20 protein-coding genes and 1 pseudogene are annotated in these 21,334 nt (G+C 47.6%); 11 read left to right on the top strand and 10 right to left on the bottom strand.

The window, feature by feature from the left end:
* The first annotated feature begins 181 nt into the window (after positions 1-181).
* On the top strand, positions 182-1,000 hold the full coding sequence (locus G493_RS0121135) for an SPFH domain-containing protein (protein WP_028581982.1): 819 nt from the start codon (positions 182-184) through the stop codon (positions 998-1,000).
* A gap of 87 nt (positions 1,001-1,087) precedes the next feature.
* Here the strand turns inward: G493_RS0121135 and G493_RS0121130 are convergent, their stop codons facing one another.
* The 7 genes from G493_RS0121130 to acsA form a co-directional block, all read right to left on the bottom strand.
* Positions 1,088-2,134, bottom strand: a complete 1,047-nt coding sequence (locus G493_RS0121130; RefSeq protein ID WP_028581981.1) for a cytochrome-c peroxidase — start codon at positions 2,132-2,134, stop codon at positions 1,088-1,090.
* Positions 2,135-2,278: 144 nt separating this feature from the next.
* Positions 2,279-2,908, bottom strand: a complete 630-nt coding sequence (lipB, locus tag G493_RS0121125; protein ID WP_028581980.1) for a lipoyl(octanoyl) transferase LipB — start codon at positions 2,906-2,908, stop codon at positions 2,279-2,281.
* A gap of 11 nt (positions 2,909-2,919) precedes the next feature.
* Positions 2,920-3,186 carry an acyl carrier protein gene (locus tag G493_RS0121120; RefSeq protein WP_028581979.1) on the bottom strand — a complete coding sequence of 89 codons (267 nt, stop codon included), beginning with the start codon at positions 3,184-3,186 and terminating at the stop codon, positions 2,920-2,922.
* Entirely contained in the window at positions 3,183-4,349 is a 1,167-nt protein-coding gene (locus tag G493_RS0121115; protein ID WP_028581978.1) for a dihydrolipoamide acetyltransferase family protein, read from the bottom strand. The genes G493_RS0121120 and G493_RS0121115 overlap by 4 nt, the downstream gene beginning before the upstream one ends.
* Positions 4,342-5,340: an alpha-ketoacid dehydrogenase subunit beta gene (locus G493_RS0121110; RefSeq protein WP_028581977.1), complete on the bottom strand. Its 999-nt coding sequence runs from the start codon at positions 5,338-5,340 to the stop codon at positions 4,342-4,344. The genes G493_RS0121115 and G493_RS0121110 overlap by 8 nt, the downstream gene beginning before the upstream one ends.
* Positions 5,337-6,320 (bottom strand): pyruvate dehydrogenase (acetyl-transferring) E1 component subunit alpha, encoded by a 984-nt coding sequence (gene pdhA, locus G493_RS0121105; RefSeq protein WP_028581976.1) that lies wholly within the window; start codon positions 6,318-6,320, stop codon positions 5,337-5,339. The genes G493_RS0121110 and pdhA overlap by 4 nt, the downstream gene beginning before the upstream one ends.
* Positions 6,317-8,077, bottom strand: coding sequence for an acetate--CoA ligase (gene acsA, locus G493_RS0121100; protein WP_028581975.1), 1,761 nt, complete (start codon positions 8,075-8,077; stop codon positions 6,317-6,319). The genes pdhA and acsA overlap by 4 nt, the downstream gene beginning before the upstream one ends.
* 230 nt (positions 8,078-8,307) lie before the next feature.
* On the opposite strand from acsA, the gene G493_RS0121090 reads away from it, so the two are divergent.
* From G493_RS0121090 to G493_RS0121040, 10 genes are all read left to right on the top strand, one after another.
* Positions 8,308-9,006: a hypothetical protein gene (locus G493_RS0121090; RefSeq protein ID WP_028581973.1), complete on the top strand. Its 699-nt coding sequence runs from the start codon at positions 8,308-8,310 to the stop codon at positions 9,004-9,006.
* 233 nt (positions 9,007-9,239) lie between these two features.
* Positions 9,240-10,178: an endonuclease/exonuclease/phosphatase family protein gene (locus tag G493_RS0121080; protein ID WP_028581972.1), complete on the top strand. Its 939-nt coding sequence runs from the start codon at positions 9,240-9,242 to the stop codon at positions 10,176-10,178.
* Between the two features lie 56 nt (positions 10,179-10,234).
* Positions 10,235-10,504, top strand: a complete 270-nt coding sequence (locus tag G493_RS0121075) for a hypothetical protein (protein WP_028581971.1) — start codon at positions 10,235-10,237, stop codon at positions 10,502-10,504.
* A 166-nt stretch (positions 10,505-10,670) separates the two neighbouring features.
* Positions 10,671-10,820 (top strand): hypothetical protein, encoded by a 150-nt coding sequence (locus tag G493_RS33560; RefSeq protein ID WP_153306620.1) that lies wholly within the window; start codon positions 10,671-10,673, stop codon positions 10,818-10,820.
* Position 10,821: 1 nt separating this feature from the next.
* Entirely contained in the window at positions 10,822-11,460 is a 639-nt protein-coding gene (locus tag G493_RS0121065) for a LysE family translocator (protein ID WP_028581970.1), read from the top strand.
* 273 nt (positions 11,461-11,733) lie between these two features.
* Positions 11,734-12,795: an extracellular solute-binding protein gene (locus G493_RS0121060; protein ID WP_028581969.1), complete on the top strand. Its 1,062-nt coding sequence runs from the start codon at positions 11,734-11,736 to the stop codon at positions 12,793-12,795.
* Between the two features lie 252 nt (positions 12,796-13,047).
* A complete protein-coding gene (locus G493_RS0121055; protein ID WP_035275488.1) occupies positions 13,048-14,127 on the top strand; it encodes an ABC transporter ATP-binding protein in 1,080 nt (359 codons plus the stop codon).
* A 4-nt stretch (positions 14,128-14,131) separates the two neighbouring features.
* On the top strand, positions 14,132-14,989 hold the full coding sequence (locus G493_RS0121050; RefSeq protein ID WP_028581967.1) for an ABC transporter permease: 858 nt from the start codon (positions 14,132-14,134) through the stop codon (positions 14,987-14,989).
* Positions 14,986-15,846: an ABC transporter permease gene (locus G493_RS0121045; RefSeq protein ID WP_028581966.1), complete on the top strand. Its 861-nt coding sequence runs from the start codon at positions 14,986-14,988 to the stop codon at positions 15,844-15,846. Before G493_RS0121050 ends, G493_RS0121045 begins: the two co-directional genes overlap by 4 nt.
* A gap of 285 nt (positions 15,847-16,131) precedes the next feature.
* Positions 16,132-18,222, top strand: a complete 2,091-nt coding sequence (locus G493_RS0121040; RefSeq protein WP_028581965.1) for an ankyrin repeat domain-containing protein — start codon at positions 16,132-16,134, stop codon at positions 18,220-18,222.
* A gap of 41 nt (positions 18,223-18,263) precedes the next feature.
* On the opposite strand, the gene G493_RS30575 is transcribed toward G493_RS0121040, so the two are convergent.
* From G493_RS30575 to G493_RS33745, 3 genes and pseudogenes are all read right to left on the bottom strand, one after another.
* A complete protein-coding gene (locus G493_RS30575; RefSeq protein WP_051309729.1) occupies positions 18,264-19,658 on the bottom strand; it encodes a B12-binding domain-containing radical SAM protein in 1,395 nt (464 codons plus the stop codon).
* A gap of 739 nt (positions 19,659-20,397) precedes the next feature.
* Complete coding sequence (istB, locus tag G493_RS0121030) at positions 20,398-21,156, bottom strand: IS21-like element helper ATPase IstB (protein ID WP_028581964.1); 759 nt, start codon at positions 21,154-21,156, stop codon at positions 20,398-20,400.
* Positions 21,153-21,334 (bottom strand): annotated as a pseudogene (locus G493_RS33745) (IS21 family transposase); the annotation flags it as partial. The pseudogene G493_RS33745 and the gene istB, both read right to left, overlap by 4 nt.

Here is a 21,334-nt window from a genome sequence, read left to right as displayed (position 1 = left end):
GGGGTGACGAAGAAAACTATGTAACCTGTTAAGACGATAAAAGAAAGTAGACTATTTGCTTGAGTATAGGTTATTACCCATGCGATTGCCCTGCTCCCCTGGAAATCCATGGGCAAACACCCCTCTCCAGGCACTTTGTGAATTCAGGCTATATGTGCATTTTCTTTTACAAGAGGAGATTATGAAAAAGACTTTAGGCTATCTCATATTATTGCTCTGTTCAGTATGGCTCACCGCCTGTACCAACCCATCCACCCCTGCCGGGCATGAAGGATATGTAAAAGAAAATCCCAGGGTTTGGGGAAAGGGAGGTTTCAAAGGAACACTCAAAGGTCCTGCAAATTACGGAGTGTCTTTGTGGCGTAACGAGGTTGAAAATGTTGATTTCAGGCCGCAGACCTATGCAGAATCATTCAACATACTCGCTAAAGATGAGCTGAATATATCTTTCCGTTTTCAAACCATCATCAAAGTAAAGCCAGGAACCATTAAGTCCGTGGTTGAAGAATTTGCAGGTGAAAAATTTTATCCCCGGTATATCAAAGAACCTTTACGGGCAATGGTCCGAAAACATGTGCAAACCCTTGAGAGCCGACAGGTGAAGGAACGTCGCAGTGAAATCGCTGAAGCGGTAATGGTGGAACTGCAAGCATACTTACAAGATACGCCTTTCATCCCCGTATCAGGGGTAGTAGGCAATATAGACTACCCCAAGGTAGTAACAGAAGCGGTGGAAAAAAAGCTGGCAGCCAAACAACTCCTTGATGAAAAAGAAACTCAACGTGAAATTGCCAAAAAGGACGCGGAAATCAGGATTGAAGAAGCCAGAGGCATTGCTGAAGCCCAGAAAATAATCAACAGCACGCTTACCCAGAATTACCTCCAGCATGAGGCCATTAATGCACAGTTAAAAATGGCAGCATCACCAAATCACACCACAGTATATATTCCCTCCGGGGCCAATGGCATACCAATGGTTGAAACCATAAACAAAAAGTAAGGTTCGCGAAATACCTGTACAGGATACTGCTGAAACCACATTTCCCATGACCAGAAGTGTCCATGGGAAATGTGGGCCAGGTACACCTTATAATTCAGGGTGGAGTGTATCTTTTGTTGGAGCAGGCAAAATGGGGTGTTCGACTTTGGGCTGTTCACCTGTTGTTGATTTCAAAAAATCGACAATTTTGTGTATTTCTTCATCTGACAAGTCTGCACCTAACTGGGAGTTATTCATTACTGTAACAGCTTCTGTAAGATCCCAGACAACTCCAGAATGAAAATATGGAGGAGTTAATTCGATATTTCGTAAAGAAGGAGACTTGAACATAAACTCATCTCCTTCTGCATGGGTCACGCTGAAACGCCCCTTGTCACCAGCAAGTATTTCTTCTCGTGGCATCTCTACAACGCCTAATTGATAATAATCGTCTCCCCCCATGTTCACACCACCGTGGCAGGATACACAGCCATGCTCCACAAACAGACTCAGACCCACTTTTTCATCTTTATTTAAAGCAGTTGTATCCCCTTTGAGATATTTATCAAATGGAGCATTGGGGGTAATGAGGGTTGCCTCAAAAACTTCTATGGCTTTGGCCATGTTATCAAAAGTTACCGGATCAGCTTCACCAGGAAAGGCCTGCTTGAACATATCCACATACAATGGCATGCTCTTTAGATTCTTTACAACGTTCTCAGGGGTATTATTCATCTCAACCCCTGCCTGAACAGGGCCTTTAGCCTGTTCGGCAAGATCTTTTGCCCTGCCATCCCAGAACTGGGCCACATTAAACACAGAATTCAACACCGTCGGAGCATTACGTGGTCCTTTTTTCCAGCCATGCCCGGTGGATGTTTCCTGATAATCCGCACCTCCCAGGCCGACATTATGACAGGTATTACAGCTGATGAGCGCACTGCGGGAAAGACGGGGTTCAAAATAAAGCATCTTCCCCAACTCCACTTTGACTTCAGTGGCAGGATTATTTTTGATCTCAGGTGCTTCTTTTGGAATGGGGGCAAACAGTTCATTAGCCTCCTGCATAAGCGTGTCCTCTGCCCACACAGGCAGGCTTGCCAGAGACAAAACAAAACCGCACCCCACAACTGAAGCAATAGCTTTCATGTTCATAAATACGATCCTCTTTTAATGTTATTGATAATCAATCTCGCAAACAACAACATACCCTATTCCCTTGCCATTTCAACAAGAAAAAGGGATAAGCTTATAATTTCTTTATGTTCTTTTGGGAGAAAAACCTTCAACGACAAACATTCATCTAGACATTTTTTTGGGCAGCCTGGACTGAAGCAACGGTTCAAATATTTCCAGAACATGGTTCTTCACCTCGTCTACCGAGACAGTATGCAATCCTTCTGCAGCCATTGAGGTAATAGGACATTCGGCTATCCCACAAGGGATGATTGTATCAAAAGGATGTAACTCAGGGCTCACATTCAGGCTGAAACCATGCATGGTTACCCAACGGCGCACACCAACGCCGAGAAAAGCAATTTTTCCCTGTTTCGTCCACACCCCCCTTGCTCCTTCTCGCAGCTGCCCCCGAATCCCAAATGTGTCCAGGGTATCAACCAGTAATTCCTCAAGAAACCCAATCCACCGATGCAGATCACGGCCTCGCCTGGTCAGGTTGATTAACGGGTATCCAACCAATTGTCCCGGTCCGTGCCAGGTAACATCTCCTCCACGATTAACCCGCTCAACCTGAATGGCAGGATCAAGTATGTTACTCAAAAGCCCACCCCGGCCAATGGTATAAACTGAAGGATGTTGCAGCAACAGCAGTGTTTCTTCTGTGTGTCCGTTAGAGATATCTGCAGCCAGGGATTCCTGTAACGCATAAGCTTTACCATAATCCATGAGACCGCCGTCAATATAGCGCATACACTATTCAGCTACAGCTTCCCGCTATCAGGAGAACTGAGCCGGGCTGTCAGATACCCCTGCATACCAGACAAAGTTGAGACACGACCATAATCGATCTCTGGCACTTCGACTCCGGTTTGCTCACCGATATGGACAAGCATCTGCAAAAAGGTATAGGAATCTATATCCAGTTCCTCACGGAAATTTTCATCAGGATCAAGATCTTCAGGGATGCTTTCCGGAGCTACCTTTTTCAGTGACGCAAAAATAATAGCTTGCAGTTCCTGTTCTGTCATAGTGCCTCCGGTTTCTGCAAGTGTCGGTTAAGCGCATCAAGAAAAAGTGCGCCTGTATGTCCATCTGTTGCACGATGATCTCCTGCCAGGGTTGCGGTTAGACATCGCCGGACAACAACCTTACCCTGATCTACTACAGGACGCTCGGCAATACGGCCAAAGCCAATCAGGGCTACCTGGGGAGGATAAATAACGCCCAAAACTGTCTTTACTCCCCGATCTCCCAGGTTAGTTACAGTGACAGTTGCATCGGTCATCTCCGAGCCTCGTAAACGACCATTTCTTGCACGCTCGATCACATCCCCGACTGTCTGCATGAGTTCTGCCAGAGGTTTGGTATCAACATCGTGGAGAGCCGGCGTCAGCAAACCGCCACTACGCAGGGCAAGGGCAAAACCAATATGAATGCCGGATTGCATCTGTAGTTGATCGTTAACCCAGTAGCCGTTTAATTGGGGAACATCTCGCAGGGCAAGGGCCACAGCCTTAAGAAGGAGGGCGGCTGGCAGGATACGTTCGCGGATGGATTTTCTCGCATTTTCTGCTTCAAGCCACTCAAGGGGTGTTGTCATATCCATATCGCTTTCCAGGTAATAATGGGGAATTTCACGATTAGATACACTCATGGCTGCAGCTATCGCCTTGCGCATGCCTGCATCTGCATCCACAGACGAAGGCTGTACAGACGTTTCATCCTTGTCCTTTGTTACGCCACGTTGCTTGGCCGCCTGTTCCACATCGTTTATCTGAATGACATTGTCTGGGCCTGTTCCTAAAATTGCATTCAGATCAACACCCAGCTCTACAGCACGTCGACGTGCCGCAGGAGAAGCAAGAATACGTTCCTGAAATACCTCTGAGGGCGGCCTTTCTTCAGTCGCTTCAGCCTGCGCTGCCACAGGTTTTGTGGTTTGAGCTTCAGCTCCTTTACCCGCATCAATTACTGCCAGCACAGTTCCAACCGGTACCTCTTCACCTTCCTGAACCAATGGTTCTCCTAGAATTCCATCCTCAAAGGCTTCAATTTCAAACAGGCCTTTCTGAGTTTCCACTGTGGCAATAACATCCCCGTTCCTGATCAAGGTCCCAGGTTCAACAAGCCATTCCACCAGGGTCCCGGATTCCATATCCGCTCCAAGACTGGGCATACAGAAATCAGCCATGTTGCACCACCTTTTTCACAGCAGCGTAAACTGCTTCCGCCTGCGGTATGGCAGCTTCTTCCATATGCCTGGCATAGGGGATTGGAACCTCAGCAGAACATAAACGCTCCACAGGAGCATCAAGGTCATAGAACCCCTGTTCCATAATTCGAGCTGAAATTTCAGCGGCCAGACTGCCGCTGCGCCATCCTTCGTCAACAATCAAGGCACGATGGGTTTTCTTTATAGACTGCAGATAAACGGCGTCATCAAGAGGGCGCAGGCTGCGCAAATCAATAACTTCGGCCTCTATGCCTTCTCCTGCCAGGCGCTCGGCAGCTTCAAGACATTTGAACAGGTTGGCGCTGTAGGTAATGATCGTGATATCTTTGCCTGTTCTTAGAACCTTTGCCCTGTCGATATCTACGGCACCACTTTCAGTGGAAAGAGCTCCTTCCATGTTGTAGAGTGTATTATTTTCAAAAATCAGGACCGGATCCGGATCCTGTAAAGCAGTCCAAAGCATTCCCCGTGCATCCTCAACTGTTGCCGGTGCCAGCACACGGATTCCTGGAATATGAGTATACCATCCTTCCAGGGAGTGGGCGTGCTGTGCAGCCAGCTGTTTGCCGGCGCCTGTTGCCATACGGATGACAAGGGGCACATTGAAATTTCCTCCAGACATATGCAGAAGGGTTGCGGCACTATTCACGATCTGATCCAGGGCCAGCAGACTGAAATTCACTGTCATAACCTCGACAATGGGCCGCATACCTCCCAGTGCAGCGCCAATGCCGGCACCGACAAAACCGGATTCGCACAACGGCGTATCACGAATACGTTCTTCTCCAAATTCTGCAAGTAACCCCTTACTCACAGCATAACATCCGCCATAATGGGCTACATCCTCTCCCATGAGAAAAACCCGTTCATCACGCTGCATGGCTTCGCGGATAGCTTCCTTGACTGCTTCACGGTAGGTAATGGTTCGCATACCCTGCTCTTGATTCATGCCACCCTCCTTTCCGAACAGACAAAACGAGTCAGTTCCTCAATGGGTTCGTCGGTTCCAGCCTCAGCAAAAGCAACCGCAGCTTCAACCTCTTCGGCCACCTGCTGTTCGAGAGAGGCTATATCCTGATCATCAAGCAAACCGGCTTCACGCATCCGGGAGGTATGCTGAACAATGGGATCACGCTCTTTCCATTCCTTCACCTCTTCTTTTGTACGGTACAATTCACTGTCGAACATGGAATGGGCACGAAAACGGTAGGTCCGACATTCGAGCAGATATGGTCCCTTCCCGGCCCGAATATAAGCTACAGCCTCAGCAGCTGCAGTTTCCACAGCAACAACATCCATACCGTCGACCGACGCTGAGGCCATTCCATACGCAGAGCCTTTTGCGGCAATATCTGCCTGAGCCTGGTGGTAGCAGATGGCAGTACCCATGGCATACAGATTATTCTCACAAAGAAAAAGTACCGGCAGTTTCCACAGGCTGGCAAGGTTCATGGATTCATGAAAATCACCTTCTGCAACAGCACCATCACCAAAAAAACAACAGGTAACCCTGTTGCGATTCTGCATTTTGTCAGCCAGACCAAGGCCAACAGCCAAAGGCAGGCCACCGGCCACAATGGCATTGCCTCCATAAAACCGTTTCTCAGCGTCAAAGAGGTGCATGGAACCGCCGCGTCCCCGGCAGCATCCCTCCTGTTTGCCGTACATTTCCGCCATGATACTGTTTGCACTCATGCCGCGTGCCAGAGCCTGACCGTGTTCACGGTATGTGGCAACTACAGCATCTTCAGGCTCCAGATTTGCCATGACACCAACAGCCACGGCCTCCTCACCTATATAGAGATGGAGAAAACCACGAATTTTAGTCGCTGAATAGAGCTCTGCTGATTTTTCTTCAAAACGGCGGATCAAAAGCATCTGCCGAAGTTGCTCCAGCGCATGTGTTTTTTCAAGACGTATCTGCGTCATGATGCACTCCCCTCCAAGGTAGAAGTATCGCCGATGGGAAGCCCCAGTTCCCTCGCCTTGAGCAGGCGGCGCATAATTTTTCCGCTACGGGTCTTTGGAAGATTATCGGTAAATTCAATCTCTTTAGGAGCAACAGCTGACCCCAGCCTGATACGTCCAAATCCTATCAACTCCTGTTTCAATTCATCACTGGCTGAAAAACCAGGTTTCAACACAACAAAAGCCTTTACCAGTTCACCTATGGTGGGCTCCGGTTTACCGATTACGCCTGCTTCGGCCACCGCAGCATGCTCCATCAGACTGCTCTCAACCTCAAAGGGTCCCACCATGTGACCTGCAGTTTTGATAATGTCATCAGCCCTGCCAATAAACCAGAAATAGCCGTCTGTATCCCGGCGGGCAAGATCTCCGGTCAAATACCAGTCTCCCACAAAACATGTATTATAACGTTCCTGTTCATGGAGATACGCCCGAAACATGGATGGCCACCCCCGGCGGAGAACAAGCTCTCCCTCCACCTCATCCCCTTCAAGCTGAAGGGTGCCATCCGGCAATCTGTTGGCAATGGCTGCCTCAATCCCGGGTAAAGGTTTTCCCATTGAGCCTGGTCGAATCTCAAGGGCCGCATAATTGGCAACCATTATGCCTCCGGTTTCGGTCTGCCACCAGTTGTCATGAATTGGCAAACCAAGTACGCGCTGGCCCCAGAAAATAGCCTCTGGATTAAGCGGCTCCCCCACACTATGGATTAATCTCAAAGCTGAGAGATCATATTTTTCCCTTACATCTGCAGACGCACGCATCAACATACGGATGGCCGTCGGTGCCGTATACCAGACTGTAACTTTGTGCTGCTCAAGAATCTGATACCAGCGTTGAATCTCAAATTCAGCCTCATCAACAATGGATGTCACACCGTGCAGCAGGGGGGTAATAATGCCGTAGGAAGTCCCTGTGACCCATCCCGGGTCAGCAGTGCACCAGAAGACATCTTCAGGATGCAGATCAAGCACATACCGCCCGGTAATCCAGTGGGTAAGCACCGCATTATGCACATGGACAGCGCCTTTGGGCATGCCGGTTGTGCCGCTTGTAAAGTGAAGGATGGCCTTATCTTCAGGATCGGTGGGTGGGATTGTAAACTCAGAGGACGAATCAGCCATTAACTGTGGCAGGGAGAGTACCCACTCATTCAGTTTCTCTTCCCGGTCCACAAGAAGGATACTCTCAAGTTCAGGAAGACGGGACAACAGCGGTTCTATCTTTTTGCGGTATTGCCTTTCAGTGGTGACCAGAATTTTCGCATTGCCGCGTTCCAAACGCTGCGCTATCGGCTCTGGGCCAAAAGCTGAAAACAGAGGACAAAAAACAGCTCCGGTTTTCAGGATGCCGAAAAATACGCTGTACAGAATAGGGATGCGGCCGGCAAGCCAGAACACCCTTTCCCCTTTATTGACGCCAAGTTGCTTGAGCAGATTAGCAAATCGGTTACTTCCAGCCTGCAGTTCACCGTAGGTCAGTTCCAGGGAAGTGTCCTTTTTGCCGAGCCAGCGAATAGCGACCCGGTCTCGCAACGGACCGTTTGCATGACGCTCAATTGCCTCATGGGCAATATTCAGGCCACTGTTGTTCGGCAACCCCTGCAAGGATGCACGTACAGCTTCCCAGGAAAATGTGGTGCAGACTTCGCTATAATCAAGCATATTAGGATGCACCGGCATGGATACGATGTCTTTGGTGATTGCCTTGGAATTCATACTCACCTCTCAGGGGATGGATGAAACGCTCACAAAAAACGCCGCAAGTACAATAGGCTTACTTAACTATATCAAATGGCAAGTCAAAGAACAGGTAAAAAATATTCCTTTCTTTCCTGACGTCCAATCACTTAAATATGGTTCTGACACATTGGAATATCTGTCTGAAGCGTATTTGCCACACACATTTAACGAGTAAAAACTCTACTTTTATACGAAGGAAGTAAAGAATGAGTAGTTTTTTAATGAGTCATGTATTGCGTATTCATGAAGGAAATGCAGAGAAACCATTACACCGCTTTGGAGGCAAACCAATCCATAGCGTAACAAATCAAGCTATGAAAAAATGCCATCTACATTGTCTCTATATCTTTGATCTGCAAGATCTGAAAATGCCTCAACTCCTCGATAATTCCAGATGGCTGCCACTCTATTACCCTCTCTATAATAATGCCTGTGATTTCAGCTATCAGGTATTGTCTGAACATGAAATCTTTATACATCATTTGGGGGATAGTTCTACGGATGAAAATTTCCCCTATGACAATTACCCGCCTATTCTTCCGGAAAGACAGATTGCCACTGAGCCACTTACATATGATCAACAGAAAACATTAATTTTTTCGTTCTTAGCAGAAGAATATGGAGTCGTATCCGATTCTGACACTCAAATCGTTCAAAATTTACAGTACCCCTTTACTCAAATTGGCGGTATACAAGAAATGGTTCAAGGATTTCCAGAAGATATCCTCTGTCCGAATAAAAAATGCACCTATCGCGAATACTCGAACATGGAGGTGTTCGCCGTGGTGTGGAACAGGCCCATCTCCGATTTCTGTATCTGGGGCGATACTATGGATGACTGCCAATTGATTTTTCAGATATGCCCCATGTGTAAAACCATTCATGTTTGCAATAGATGCGGCTAAATTCTGCCATTAAGCACATTATGTACCATAAGAGAAGATGTACGCGTCCTGACGACGCCCTGAAGACATCATTATGAGCCGGGCTTAGTAGGCCTTTCGCCAGGTAATCCCAATATAGCATTCAGGGGCCAAGCCATGACATTGAATCGTCAGACACTCAAAACCTGCCATATATTCCGAGGCAACACCTTGATTGAAGTACATATCAATCTCTACCTTGTGGATAGATCCCTATGAAAAAAGGACTCATGTCAGTCATTGCCCGGCTTACCCAACTGGCAGCAGCGGTAACCATCCTCTTCAGCATCCTTACTCTGGCAGGCCAACACCATTGGATACTTGATCTTTTCTCCCATTTCCGTCTGCACTATTGTATTGCATCGTTGGCCTGCGCTCTCCTTTTGACTTTCCTGAAATGTTATCGTTTAGCCGTACTCATGCTGCTCATTACCTGCCTGAACGGATACCATATTGCTCCATGGTGGTTCCCTGTAAAGCAGTCCCATGCATCCCCAAACCATTCTCTGAAACTTCTGCACAGTAATGTGCTCACCTCCAACAGGCAGTACTTAAAGTTACTCAACCTGGCACAGGCGGAATCCCCTGATCTCATTATAGCTCAGGAAATTAACCAGGCCTGGGCAGACCGACTGAGCACACTCCACTCCCAATACCCGTATAGAGTTATTATCCCACGTAATGATAATTTCGGTATTGGCCTATACAGCAGAATTGCGTTTTCTGATGTGCAAAAAATAACCTGGGGATTACATTCTCTGCCCAGTATTCAGGTGAAACTGCACATCAAAGATAAAGATGTAACCCTTATCACGACCCATCCCCTGCCGCCAGTGAGTCGGGATTATTCCCAGTTGAGAGATGCTCAGTTTCGCGCAATAAGCCTCCATATCGGGCAGATACATACACCTGTCATTCTGGTTGGTGATCTGAACACCACCATGTGGGCAAGCAGTTACGATCTGCTGCCGCATACGCTCCATAACTCACGTGCAGGTTTCGGTATTCTGCCAACATGGATGACAAACTATCCGTTACTTAGGATTCCGATAGATCACTGTTTACTGTCTTCAGAATTCACGGTCAGCCACATGAAGACCGGTCCAGATATCGGTTCCGACCATTTACCCATTATCGTGGAGTTGGGCTTTTAACTCCTGGCAGGGGCTTCATCGATGATAGAACATGTGCTCCTCTTCTAACATCCAGCATGAGCAAACCTGATTATTTCATAGAATCAGTCCCAGACGGCATATCAAATGCGATTTTCAGGTATGACAACCGAATACCTTGCTCCAACCAGGACAGTTATGAATTGCTTGTAACGACCTTTGCTCCAGATGTTAACGGTGAATCCCTGAAACAGGCCACCAGGTCCAACTATGAACGTTTCGCGGCAAACCTGAAACGTAACTACTCACAGGAGAGACGGATAAGCTTGAAGATCTCCCATATTTGTAACTGGTTACAGGGTGCCTGAGATTTTCGCAAGCAGGCTGGCGCAGCGTATTGGCTCATACGTAAGCCAGGCTGATCGCGGAAAAATCAGGTGCGCTGTGAGCAGTTACCCTGAAACAATATTTTGAATTACCACATACCCCGACCACGGACGACATCAGACATATACATGGGCAGGCACTCAAACAATGAGCCGGCTGAGCATTCAGCTGGCCATAGTCTGCCTGATAAAACACCTTGACATTGCCAGAATAGCGCCGTACATCATCAGAGTGATTTCTGGTATTATCACTATAACCATCTATAATCTGCTCGATAAAAATCACCTGGAGAAATAGTGTGTTTGAATATTCCCTGATCCATTGGACAACATTTTTTTCAGCTGCATTGTTGTTGAATCTCTGCCCTGGGCCAGACATGGCTTTCATTGTCGGCCAGACGGCAAGCAGTGGCAAACAGGGTGGTTTTGCAGCGATGTTCGGTATATGGACCGGTGCTTTCCTGCATGTTATTTTGGCAGCTTTAGGTCTCTCAGCCATACTTGCCACATCCGCAGTGGCTTTTTCCATTGTTAAATGGGCTGGTGCTCTTTATCTGCTCTATCTTGGCATTCAGGCGATTCTGACAAAAGATACTTCATTTCTCGCCAATGGGAAGGCAAAACAAAAAAAGCCTTTCTCCATTTTCCGTCAGGGTGTACTGGTAGCTGCACTCAACCCCAAAGTAGCAATTTTCTTCCTCGCTTTTCTGCCGCAATTTATCGTACAAGATGCAGGTCCTGTCGGTGCACAATTGTTTTTACACGGCAGTCTGATCATTGTAGTTGCAGCACTTGTTGAGCCGCCGCTGGTTCTGGTTGGCTCTGCGTGTATTACCCGCTTAAAAAACAACTCGACAGTCGCATCCACCATGGAAAAAGGTCTGGGAGCATTGTTCATCGCCCTGGGCATTCGTCTGGCCTTAAGCGAGCATCGCTAAAACGACACGTAACGGGTTACAGTGTACCTGATCTTTCCGCAACCAGCCTGGCTTACGTATGATCCAATACGCTGCACCAGCCTGAGGGCACACGGGCTAATCGCAGAAAGATCAGCTGGAATGTGAGCTGTCAGGGTGCGGGTTCCATTCAGATAACATTAGTGTTTCATCAGGTTTTTGCTTACACCATCTATTTTCTTGTATTGTGGTTTCCGCGTTATTAGATAGCCGTCTAATCTTTCATTCCAAACGTATTACCCAAGGAGATCTCAGATGAAGAAATTACTTTTTGCAGCTACGCTCGCCTTTTTCGCCATGGTCACTGCTGCCCACTCTTCTGAAACATTGAAACTGCTTACCTGGAAAGGCTATGCGCCTCAGCAACTGGTGGAAAAATTCGAACAGGAAACCGGCATCAAGGTTGAATTGACCTACTCAAACAATGAAGAGATGATTGCAAAACTGCGAGCCACGCGAGGTGCAGGATTTGATCTGGCCCAGCCCAGTCAGGATCGAATTTCTTCGGTACAGGCGCAATACAAACTCTATCAGCCCCTGGATTACAGCAAAATCAACAGTGAACAGCTTATAACGTCCATGCTTGAGGCGGTGAAAAAAAACACCAAGGTCGAAGGTGCTTCCTATGCCGTTCCCTTCTGCTATGGCACTTCCGGGCTTATTGTTAATACCAAACTGGCACCTGAAGCAAAAGATTACACAGCCCTGCTTGACAAAGCCTATACCGGACGCATCAGCTACCGTCTGAAACGCCCCACCCTGATTGCCCTTGCCTTTGCCGGAGGAGACGACCCATTTGCAAAATACGACGACCCCAAAGCATATAAAGAGCTGATGGACGGCGTTGGGGCAAAGATGATCGAGGCAAAACCATATGTAAAAAATTACTGGTCCAATGGCGATGCCTTGCTGGAAATGGTTCGCAGTGGAGAGGTCACCGTAGCCATGGGTTGGGACAATGGGGGCTGGAAGCTCCACGCCGAAAACAGCGACATTGACTTTATTGCACCAAAGAGCGGCGCGTTGGGATGGATAGACACCTTTGCCATTCCGGCAAAAGCCAAAAATGTAGAAGCCGCCTATAAATGGATCAACTTCATCCTTAAGCCTGAAAACGCTGCGGTATTTACCAATGCAGAGAAATATGCCACTGCTTCCAAGGGGGCAGCGGCACACCTGGATGCTGAAGTGCGAGACAACATCAACCGCTCATTCACTGAGGCTGACATCGATAATATCAAGTGGTATCCACCAGTATCTGCCAAAATCGAGCAGATTGAAGGCAAAATCCTTGATACCGTCAAAGCAGCGCAGTAAGCATGCTTGTCCTATAGGTTACAGCATCATTCAAGCGCCGCTTCACCTTTATTGGAGCGGCGTTTCTTGTTTTCCAAAGTTCAAAGGAACTGCTCACAGAGCACCTGAGGTTTTCGCGATCAGCCTGGCTTAGGTATAACCCAATACGCAAACACCAGCCTGTGTGCCCTCAGGCATCCTGTTATAAGTTATACATACGGGAAACGTTCAAACTTATCCGTCAACCCTGTGACGAGTTACAGTTCAAAAATTATGAATACCCCGGTTCTCCAAATCCAAAATCTCAGAAAAACGTTTGCAGATTTTACGGCTGTAGATACCCTTAACTTTCAGGTAGAGGAAGGTAGTTTTTTCTCCATCCTTGGTCCATCGGGATGTGGTAAAACAACGCTCCTGCGGATGATAGCCGGATTTCTCGAACCATCATCCGGTACCCTGCTCATTCGCGGCAAGGATATGACCACCACCCCGCCGAATCGTAGGCCAGTCAATCTCGTCTTCCAGAACCTTGCATTGTTTCCCATGATGAATGTCCATGAAAATATTGCGTTTGGCCTGAGACGCCAGGGCCTGGCTGGCAGAGAAATCGGACAAAAGGTCGAAGCCATGCTTGAACGCGTTCATCTTTCCGGGTTTGGCAAAAAAAATATCTCCCAACTTTCCGGTGGACAAAAACAGCGGGTTGCCATTGCCCGTTCCCTTGTACTGGAACCTTCGCTGCTGTTGCTTGACGAACCATTGGGGGCACTGGATCTCAAACTTCGCGAACAGATGAAAATTGAGTTGAAAAAGCTACAGGAGGAAGTTGGCACGACCTTTATGTACATCACCCATGACCAGTCTGAAGCACTGGTCATGTCAGATCAGGTGGCAGTTATGAACAAGGGTACTTTTGAGCAGATAGACACGCCCAGAAATCTGTACAGTAACCCGGCTACCAGCTTTGTGGCCGGATTTGTCGGAGAGACGAACATCCTCCCTGTCCAGGTTGCCTCAAGGAGGCCCTTACAGGTGGCAACATCATTCGGACTTCAGCTGCACGCAACAGCAGGCATAGACCTTAATGATAGTGATAGCCTTGCCCTCTACATACGACCGGAATCCATTATATTGGAGCCCAGCGACTCCATGAAGCATATCAACAGATTTTTGCTGACTGTCCAGAATATCCTTTTTGATGGCAGTAACACCAAATTACTGGCCACCATCGCTGAAAGCGATCACGAATTCACCGTTGCCCTGCCCCAAAACCAGCAATTCGCTCACATAGCAAAGGGCGACCATATCCAGGCCGGTGTGCACCCCGAAAGCTGCCGCTGTTTTGTGAGGTAAGGCTATGAAAAACCACATTCGCCTCAGCCTGTACATTTTTCTCACCCCGGTGCTGCTCTGGTTGTTGCTGCTCATCGTCATTCCGCACATTGAACTGCTGATCATGTCCCTGAAGGGAACGGACGATCTAGGCGATCCGGTTTGGACTCTCGCCAATTACAGGCACTTTTTTACAGAACAGATATATTGGTATACCTTTGTCCGCACAGCAGTGTACGCTATGCTTACCACAGTACTGACCTTTGTGGTTACTTTTCCAGTTGCCTTTTATATCACCAAGGTGGTTTCGGTCCGCCTCAGCGGGTTCCTCACCATTGTATTATTGATGCCCTTTTGGGTCAGTGAACTGGTCAGGGTATATGGCTGGATGATTCTGCTACGTGAGAGCGGGGTCATCAATCACCTTCTGATCAGTTCAGGACTGATGAATACACCCATTGAAATGCTTTACAACGATATAAGCATGATGATGGGGCTTGTGTATACGTCCATGCTGTTCATGGCAGTACCGCTCATTTCTTCTCTTGAAGGCATGGATGATTCCATAATAGAGGCAGCACACGATCTGGGAGCTTCGCCACCAACCATATTCTGCAAAATCATTATTCCCTATGCCGCCCCAGGTATTACCTCTGGAAGTATTGTAGTCTTTATGCTGGCTCTGGGAAATTATCTGACCCCAACCCTCATGGGTGGGAAAAATTCACTTTGGTTCACAGAGCAGATTTATAACGAATTCATAGCCAGCTTCAACTGGAACCAGGGAGCTGCTTTCGGTTTTCTTCTGCTGGCGCTCAGCTCCATTATCATCTGGGCCGGTCTCAAGCTTACCAGACAGGAATTGGGGAGGGCCTTGTCATGATACGAACACTTCCCCCGCACAAGGGCTATACCCTGGCATTCCGAATCTATATCGTGCTGTTTTATCTTTTTCTGTTCGCACCGCTGATCATTACCTGTATTCTTGCTTTCAATGACTCCAACTTTCCTTCCCTGCCCTGGAAAGGTTTTACCCTGGACTGGTTTATGGCAGACGGACCGGACCGGATCGGACTGTTCCACGACAGATCCAATCTCAGTTCCATTGTGGTCAGCGCCCAAACGGCTTTCTGGGTTTCGATCTTGTCGGTCACTGTTGGTACCATGGGTGCATTTCTTTTTGAACAGGAAGAGTTTCCTGCCAAAAGGGGCCTCTATTTCCTCGCGCTTACACCGCTGGTCATCCCTGGAGTAATTTTGGGTATTTCCATCCTCCTTACAGCCAACAGTCTTGGAATCTATTTTGAGGATACCTTTGGCCTGGATATTCCCCTGCTCCGCCCGAGTTTTTGGCTGGTAGTACTTGGCCAGTTCTCCTTTATTACCACCTTTGTGCTCCTGGTTGTTTCAGCCCGGTTAAGAAAATTCGACCCGTCATTGGAGGAAGCAGCCCTGAATCTTGGAGCTACACGGTTTGAAGTTATCCGCTGTATCACCCTGCCTTTCTTACGCCCTGCCCTGATCGGAAGTGGTGCTGTAGCTTTTCTGATGAGCTTTGAAAATTTTAACACTACCCTCTTTCTTGTCGGTTCAGAAACAACCCTGCCCATCAATCTTTACCTACAGGTTCGCGACGGCTCTACCCCCATCATTAACGCCGTGTCTTTTCTGCTTATCGTTTCAACATCAATCCTTGCAGTAATTAACCTCGTGGCGGGAAAACGGGAGAACAGGGAATAGGCTTGTTCTATCAACCTGTCGAACTGCTGTCACTGGCCAAAGGTATCTCAACTTTGGGCAGTGACAAACTGCAGCTTTTTTCATATATCATTTGCCTGAAGTACATACGATACAACCGATAATTTCTCCACGTTCCCCCTTACCTTGTCGTCAAGGTGCGGCTGTAAACCGTAACATCGGCACACGCATCAATTCCTTTTTACTTTTCAAGCCTGTCCCATTTTTTGATATCCTGTTTTCATAGGCAGTATATCAAACACCCATCTCCATCAGGAATTCATCACGATGCGCTCTTCTACAAAACAACGATATCAAACTGCAGCATATATCCTGACAGGCCTCTGCTTCTGTTCAACTATCCTTCTTCTGTTGACAGCTCTGTTTGGTCCAAAGGAAGGAATGGAGGCCATGGTTATTATCATTCCATGGTATCTCGCTACAGTGCTGCATATAACGGCGGGCCTGGCAGCTATTATTTGTGTTTTCCTGACCAAAGCGTATCTCAAGAACTCCTGGATATTGGTCTACTATCTTCTATTTTTTGGAATTAACGGCTATACCCTGGCGATTATCAACGGAGTGGACAAGGCTGTTTACCGAAAGGTTGACAGAGTTACAAGATCGGAAGACGCAGAATTATATGAAATATTACGTTCCATGAAAATCAAGGCAAATGCTGGTCACTATTTTCTCAGCCCCGCTGCCTCGAAACGTGCGTATGATCTCATGAATACCGATGCCATTGACGTAAATTACATAAGCCCGGGATATCATCGTTCCATGATCGTCATGGCTGCGTCCACCGACGATGCGCAGCTTGTTGAACGCATGCTCGAAAAAGGTGCTCCCGTGGATGGGCCTCCCAAAACAGGACATACCCCGCTCAAAGCAGCACTAAACACCGGTCAGGCCCAGGTAGTGCAGATACTGCTCAAACATGGTGCAGACCCAAACGATTCCAGGTACGCCCACCCGCCTCTCTCGATTGCAACAAAGGCTGGATATACCGATATCGTTCAACTCCTCCTTGACGCAGGAGCAGACCCGGACAAAACGACCTCCAGTTCTTCTCCTGCATTGGTTCTGGCAGCCCACGAAGGCCAGAGCGCTATAATACAGGCACTCCTGCAACATGGTGCCGATCCGAATATCACAGCATTTGGCGGCGCGACAGCATTAATGGCAGCAATACGTGCTGATTGTATCCAATGTGTCAGTGACCTGCTGAAAGCCGGCGCCACAGGACAGGGCAAAAACAATCGCGGTGAAACAGCCTTAGCCATGGCTTTAAAAAGTGAAAATGCGGCAATGCTCACAACACTGCAAGAAAATACAGATGAGCATTTTGGCAGCGCCCATGACCTGTTTTATGCAGTACAGAAAGGTGATCTCGTCCTCCTTGAAAAAATGCTTGCATTCGGGGTCAATCCCAATGCAAGGGATGAACACGGTTCAACCTTGCTCATGCATGTTGCCAGGAAGAATCAATATCAGAAACAACTGTTCGAGCTCAGTGAACAGGTCACACAATTACTGCTTAAGTACGGAGCAGACACAGAGCTCACAACAAAGCACGATGAAACCGCGTTATTACTGGCTATCAGCACCGGCAACACCAACGTCGCAAACACACTTATCAAAGCACATGCAAACATCGATACCATGACAGAGGATGGAAGAACTCCTCTGCTTGCTGCCATCCAGAAAAACAGCAATGACATTGCCCTGGCCTTACTCTCAGAAGGAGCTGATCCAAACAGGTATAAAAATACCGGGAGATTTAGCAAAGCGCCGCTCCTGTTCGCAGCGCAACACAACAACCCGGAGTTGATCAGAGCACTGTTCAAGACAGGGGCAAAACTGCAGACTGGAAGCAAGGATCTCTGCGATATTCTGAAATACGCTGCACAACACCATGAAATACTACAGGTTATCATGGAATCGGGAGTTGATCTAAATGTGCAGTGTTCACCGTACTACCATCCTTTGGATATTGTTGTACGGCATGGCACTCCGAAGTCCATCCATTACCTGTTAGAAAATGGCGTCAGCCCCATCCTCCATGACTGGAAAGGCATACAGCCATTCATGTATTTTGTAAAAAACAATCAGGCAGAACTCGTGCTTGCATGCCTCCAGCAAAGCCCTGAACTCAGAGAAAATAAAAAACTGTTACAGGAGGGAATGTACTGGGCAGTACGCAGTGCACATCCCCAAGTCGTCAGGGCAATGCTGAACTACAACCATGCTTTTCATAGAATTGAAGAAATCCAGGCGCTCCTCAAGTGGGCTAAAACTCCACCAGCCACAGAAGCGGATAAGCAGGAAATCATCCAGATTTTTTCAGAGTATTTTTCAAAACCAAAAATACATTGAATCAATTGTAGCGAACAACGTTTTATTTCCTTAAATTTTTTCTAGATTCTTGAAAAACTTGCATTTCCTACAGCTGGTGGCACCCTATCGCCCGAGCCTTGTAATGCTGCAGCCGGATTATGCCCCTTAACGTTAAGCCGTTTCAGATCATAACGGTAGGTCATGTTGAGACGCCAGGCAAGGAGGGCTGGATAGAATCCGGTTCTACACAGAATTTTAAGAGATCTGAAAACCACTCTATCCAACCTGTAAAACTGTGCATACAACCAATCAGCACCGTCCTGCAGTTGTTCCGGTGTCATCTGTTTAGGTTGAATCACAGTATGCCTGTAGTCATAATGCGCCCAATTGTTGTCAATGATTCGCTCCTGTTCTTCAAAATCTTTCCTTAAAGGTGTGCCGGGCTGAGGGGTAAGAATGGCTAGTTGAAGGGCACCGATTCCTGTTTCCTGAAGAAATTTAAGATTACGTTCAAAGACCCCGACATCGTCACTGTCCAGTCCTACTATCATACCAGCCTGAACGTGTATTCCAGCCCTATTGATCTTTTGTATTTTTGCAGCGTAAGATCCCGGGTCATTAAAATTCTTATCCATTGCTGCCAGATTCTCAGAATTCACTGATTCAATACCGATAAAAAGTCCAATACACCCTGCTCTGGCAGCCATCTCGAGAAGCTCATCATCATCGGCAATTGTAATGGAACACTGGCTTACCCATTTCTTATTCATTGCTGCCATTCGTTTAAACAATTGCATGGCAAATTCCCGATCAGCGATGATATTGTCGTCCACAAACATAAAAATTTTCCTGGCCGTCTCAACTTCCTTCATTACCTTTTCCAGGGGACGACTCCGATGTGAATGATTAAAAAATGCCGTAACTGAGCAGAATCGGCATTTATGCTGACATCCCCGGCCAGTCTGAACGGCGTCGGTGGTAATGTAGTGTTTTTTGTTACGCAGCAAGTCCCGCCGGGGAAAGGGAACGTGATCAAGATTGGACGGAAAGCTGCTGTGGTAGACCGAATGAAAAGATCCGGATTCAATATCTGCCAAGACCTTTGGCCAGGTATCTTCAGCTTCTCCGCAGACAACAATATCAAAATGACTCTGAGCTTCTTCGGAATTCAGGGTTGGATGAAACCCTCCTGCCACTGTGACTGCTCCACGTTTTTTAAATTGGGAGGCCAATTCGTAGGCCCTGGTGGCTAAGCCGGTCATGAAGGTAATACCTACGACGTCTGCATCTGTATCAAAATCTACAGGCTCGACATTCTCATCGCAGATAACCACCTCATGCTCAGCAGGGGTAAGTGCGGCCACAGTTGTGAGAGACAACACACTGAAACGAAGCATTTTTCGAAGAGGCACCCAGCTTCGTTTCTCACTGACTCGCAGTTTTTCAGCTGCCGGTAAAATCAGATATATTTTCATTGTATCCTCCTTTTTTCAAATGACGTGAAAATCAATCCCATTGAGCCTGAAGGTGTACATTGTGCAGCTACCTGTCGTCAGTTACAGCTACCCAACTCAAGAGAACCAGACAATGACCTCCAGACGAAGTCTCTATATCCTACATGCCTGTTATCTATCAATAATCACGCCGGACATCAAAAAAAACACAACCTTTTGATTTTATTATACATATCAAAAAAACAACCCCAAGGCACATTAACTCACCAAGCCTCAATTATACATAACAAGAATGACTCCTGTTCATTTTATGTTCACTGCGGATACCTGTTCACAGCACCTGATATTTCCGCGATCAGCCTGGCTTACGTATGGCCCAATACGCTACCCTCAGCCTGTGTCTGCTTAGGTTCCCCGTCAACAGGTGCAAACACAGGGGAATTTCAATTTATTCGTCTTCCGAGTAGCAACCACTGCGCAAAAATAATCATCCTAACCTGCGGATAAGCCGCGCTATCATGACATATATACGCATCTGTATTTCCATTTATTACAACAAGACGGTTTCTGTGATGTTGTTGGATAGAAATGACAACCCAAAATTGACCATCCGTGCTAATCGAAAATTGACCACCTTAGTTTTTTGAGTAAAAGGGGGTGTTTGTCGGTCGGTGCTCCTCCCCGGTAACGAAGGGAGCCCGTAGGGCGACCGGAGTTACCGGGGAGGAGCACCGGCCGATGGGCCCCATCGATTGTTTTTTTATTTTTGTCTTTTTTGCGCAAGACTTTGACGCAATCGGTAACTCTTCCAGTTGCAGTTCACAATCTGGGCTTTATGGGTTAACCGATCCAGCAGGGCCGCAGTCATCCGTTCATCACCAAAGACCTGGGTCCAGTCTGCAAAACCAAGATTGGTGGTGATCACTACCGAACCTTTTTCGTGGCGCTCGGCAAGAACTTGAAAGAGCAGTTCCGCTCCTTCCCTGGAGAAGGGGACGTAGCCAAGTTCGTCAAGGATTATCACATCATAGCGACGATAGCGTTGGATAATCCGCTGCAGGCTCCGTTCCTCACGTGCCTCGATCAATTCATTGACCAAGCCGTAACAGGTGACAAATCGAGTTTTGTAATTCTTTTTACAGGCTTCTAGACCAAGGGCTGTCGCCATATGGGTTTTACCGGTACCGCTGCCACCCAGGTAAATAACATTGCGGTGTTCCTTGATGAACTCACAGGTTGTCAGCTCCCGAAACACCCTGATATCAAGCTCGGGAACGGCCTCCAGGTCAAAAGATTCCAGGGACTTAAGCAGAGGGAAACGGGCTTCCCTGATTCGAAGTTTCAACCTGTTGGCTGATCGTGATTCCCTCTCCAGCCGGGTTAATTCCAGCAGGAAATCATCATAGCCGATACCTGTATCGACAGCATGGCGCAGCTGAGGTTCCACTTCCCGGACCATAGCGGCGAGCTTAAGGTCTTTCAGATTTGCTTTAAGTTCCAGCAGGGCTATCTCGTTCATTGCATATCTCCCAACTGTCCGTACTGACTAACATCGGTTGCAGGTAAGCTCTCCCACCCGGCAAGGGTAGTCGTAGGTTGGCTGACCTCGTTGGCGGCATGGAGCAGGTGACGTACACCTTCGCTGGAGCTTATTCCCTTTTCCATTGCCAGCTTTACCGCAGCTTCCACCTCCTCGG

Origin of the sequence: Desulfogranum japonicum DSM 18378 (assembly GCF_000429945.1) — a bacterium.
Classification (GTDB): domain Bacteria; phylum Desulfobacterota; class Desulfobulbia; order Desulfobulbales; family Desulfobulbaceae; genus Desulfogranum; species Desulfogranum japonicum.
The sequence above is the reverse complement of the archived record's forward strand: the minus strand, read 5'-3'. Positions and strand labels throughout refer to the sequence as shown.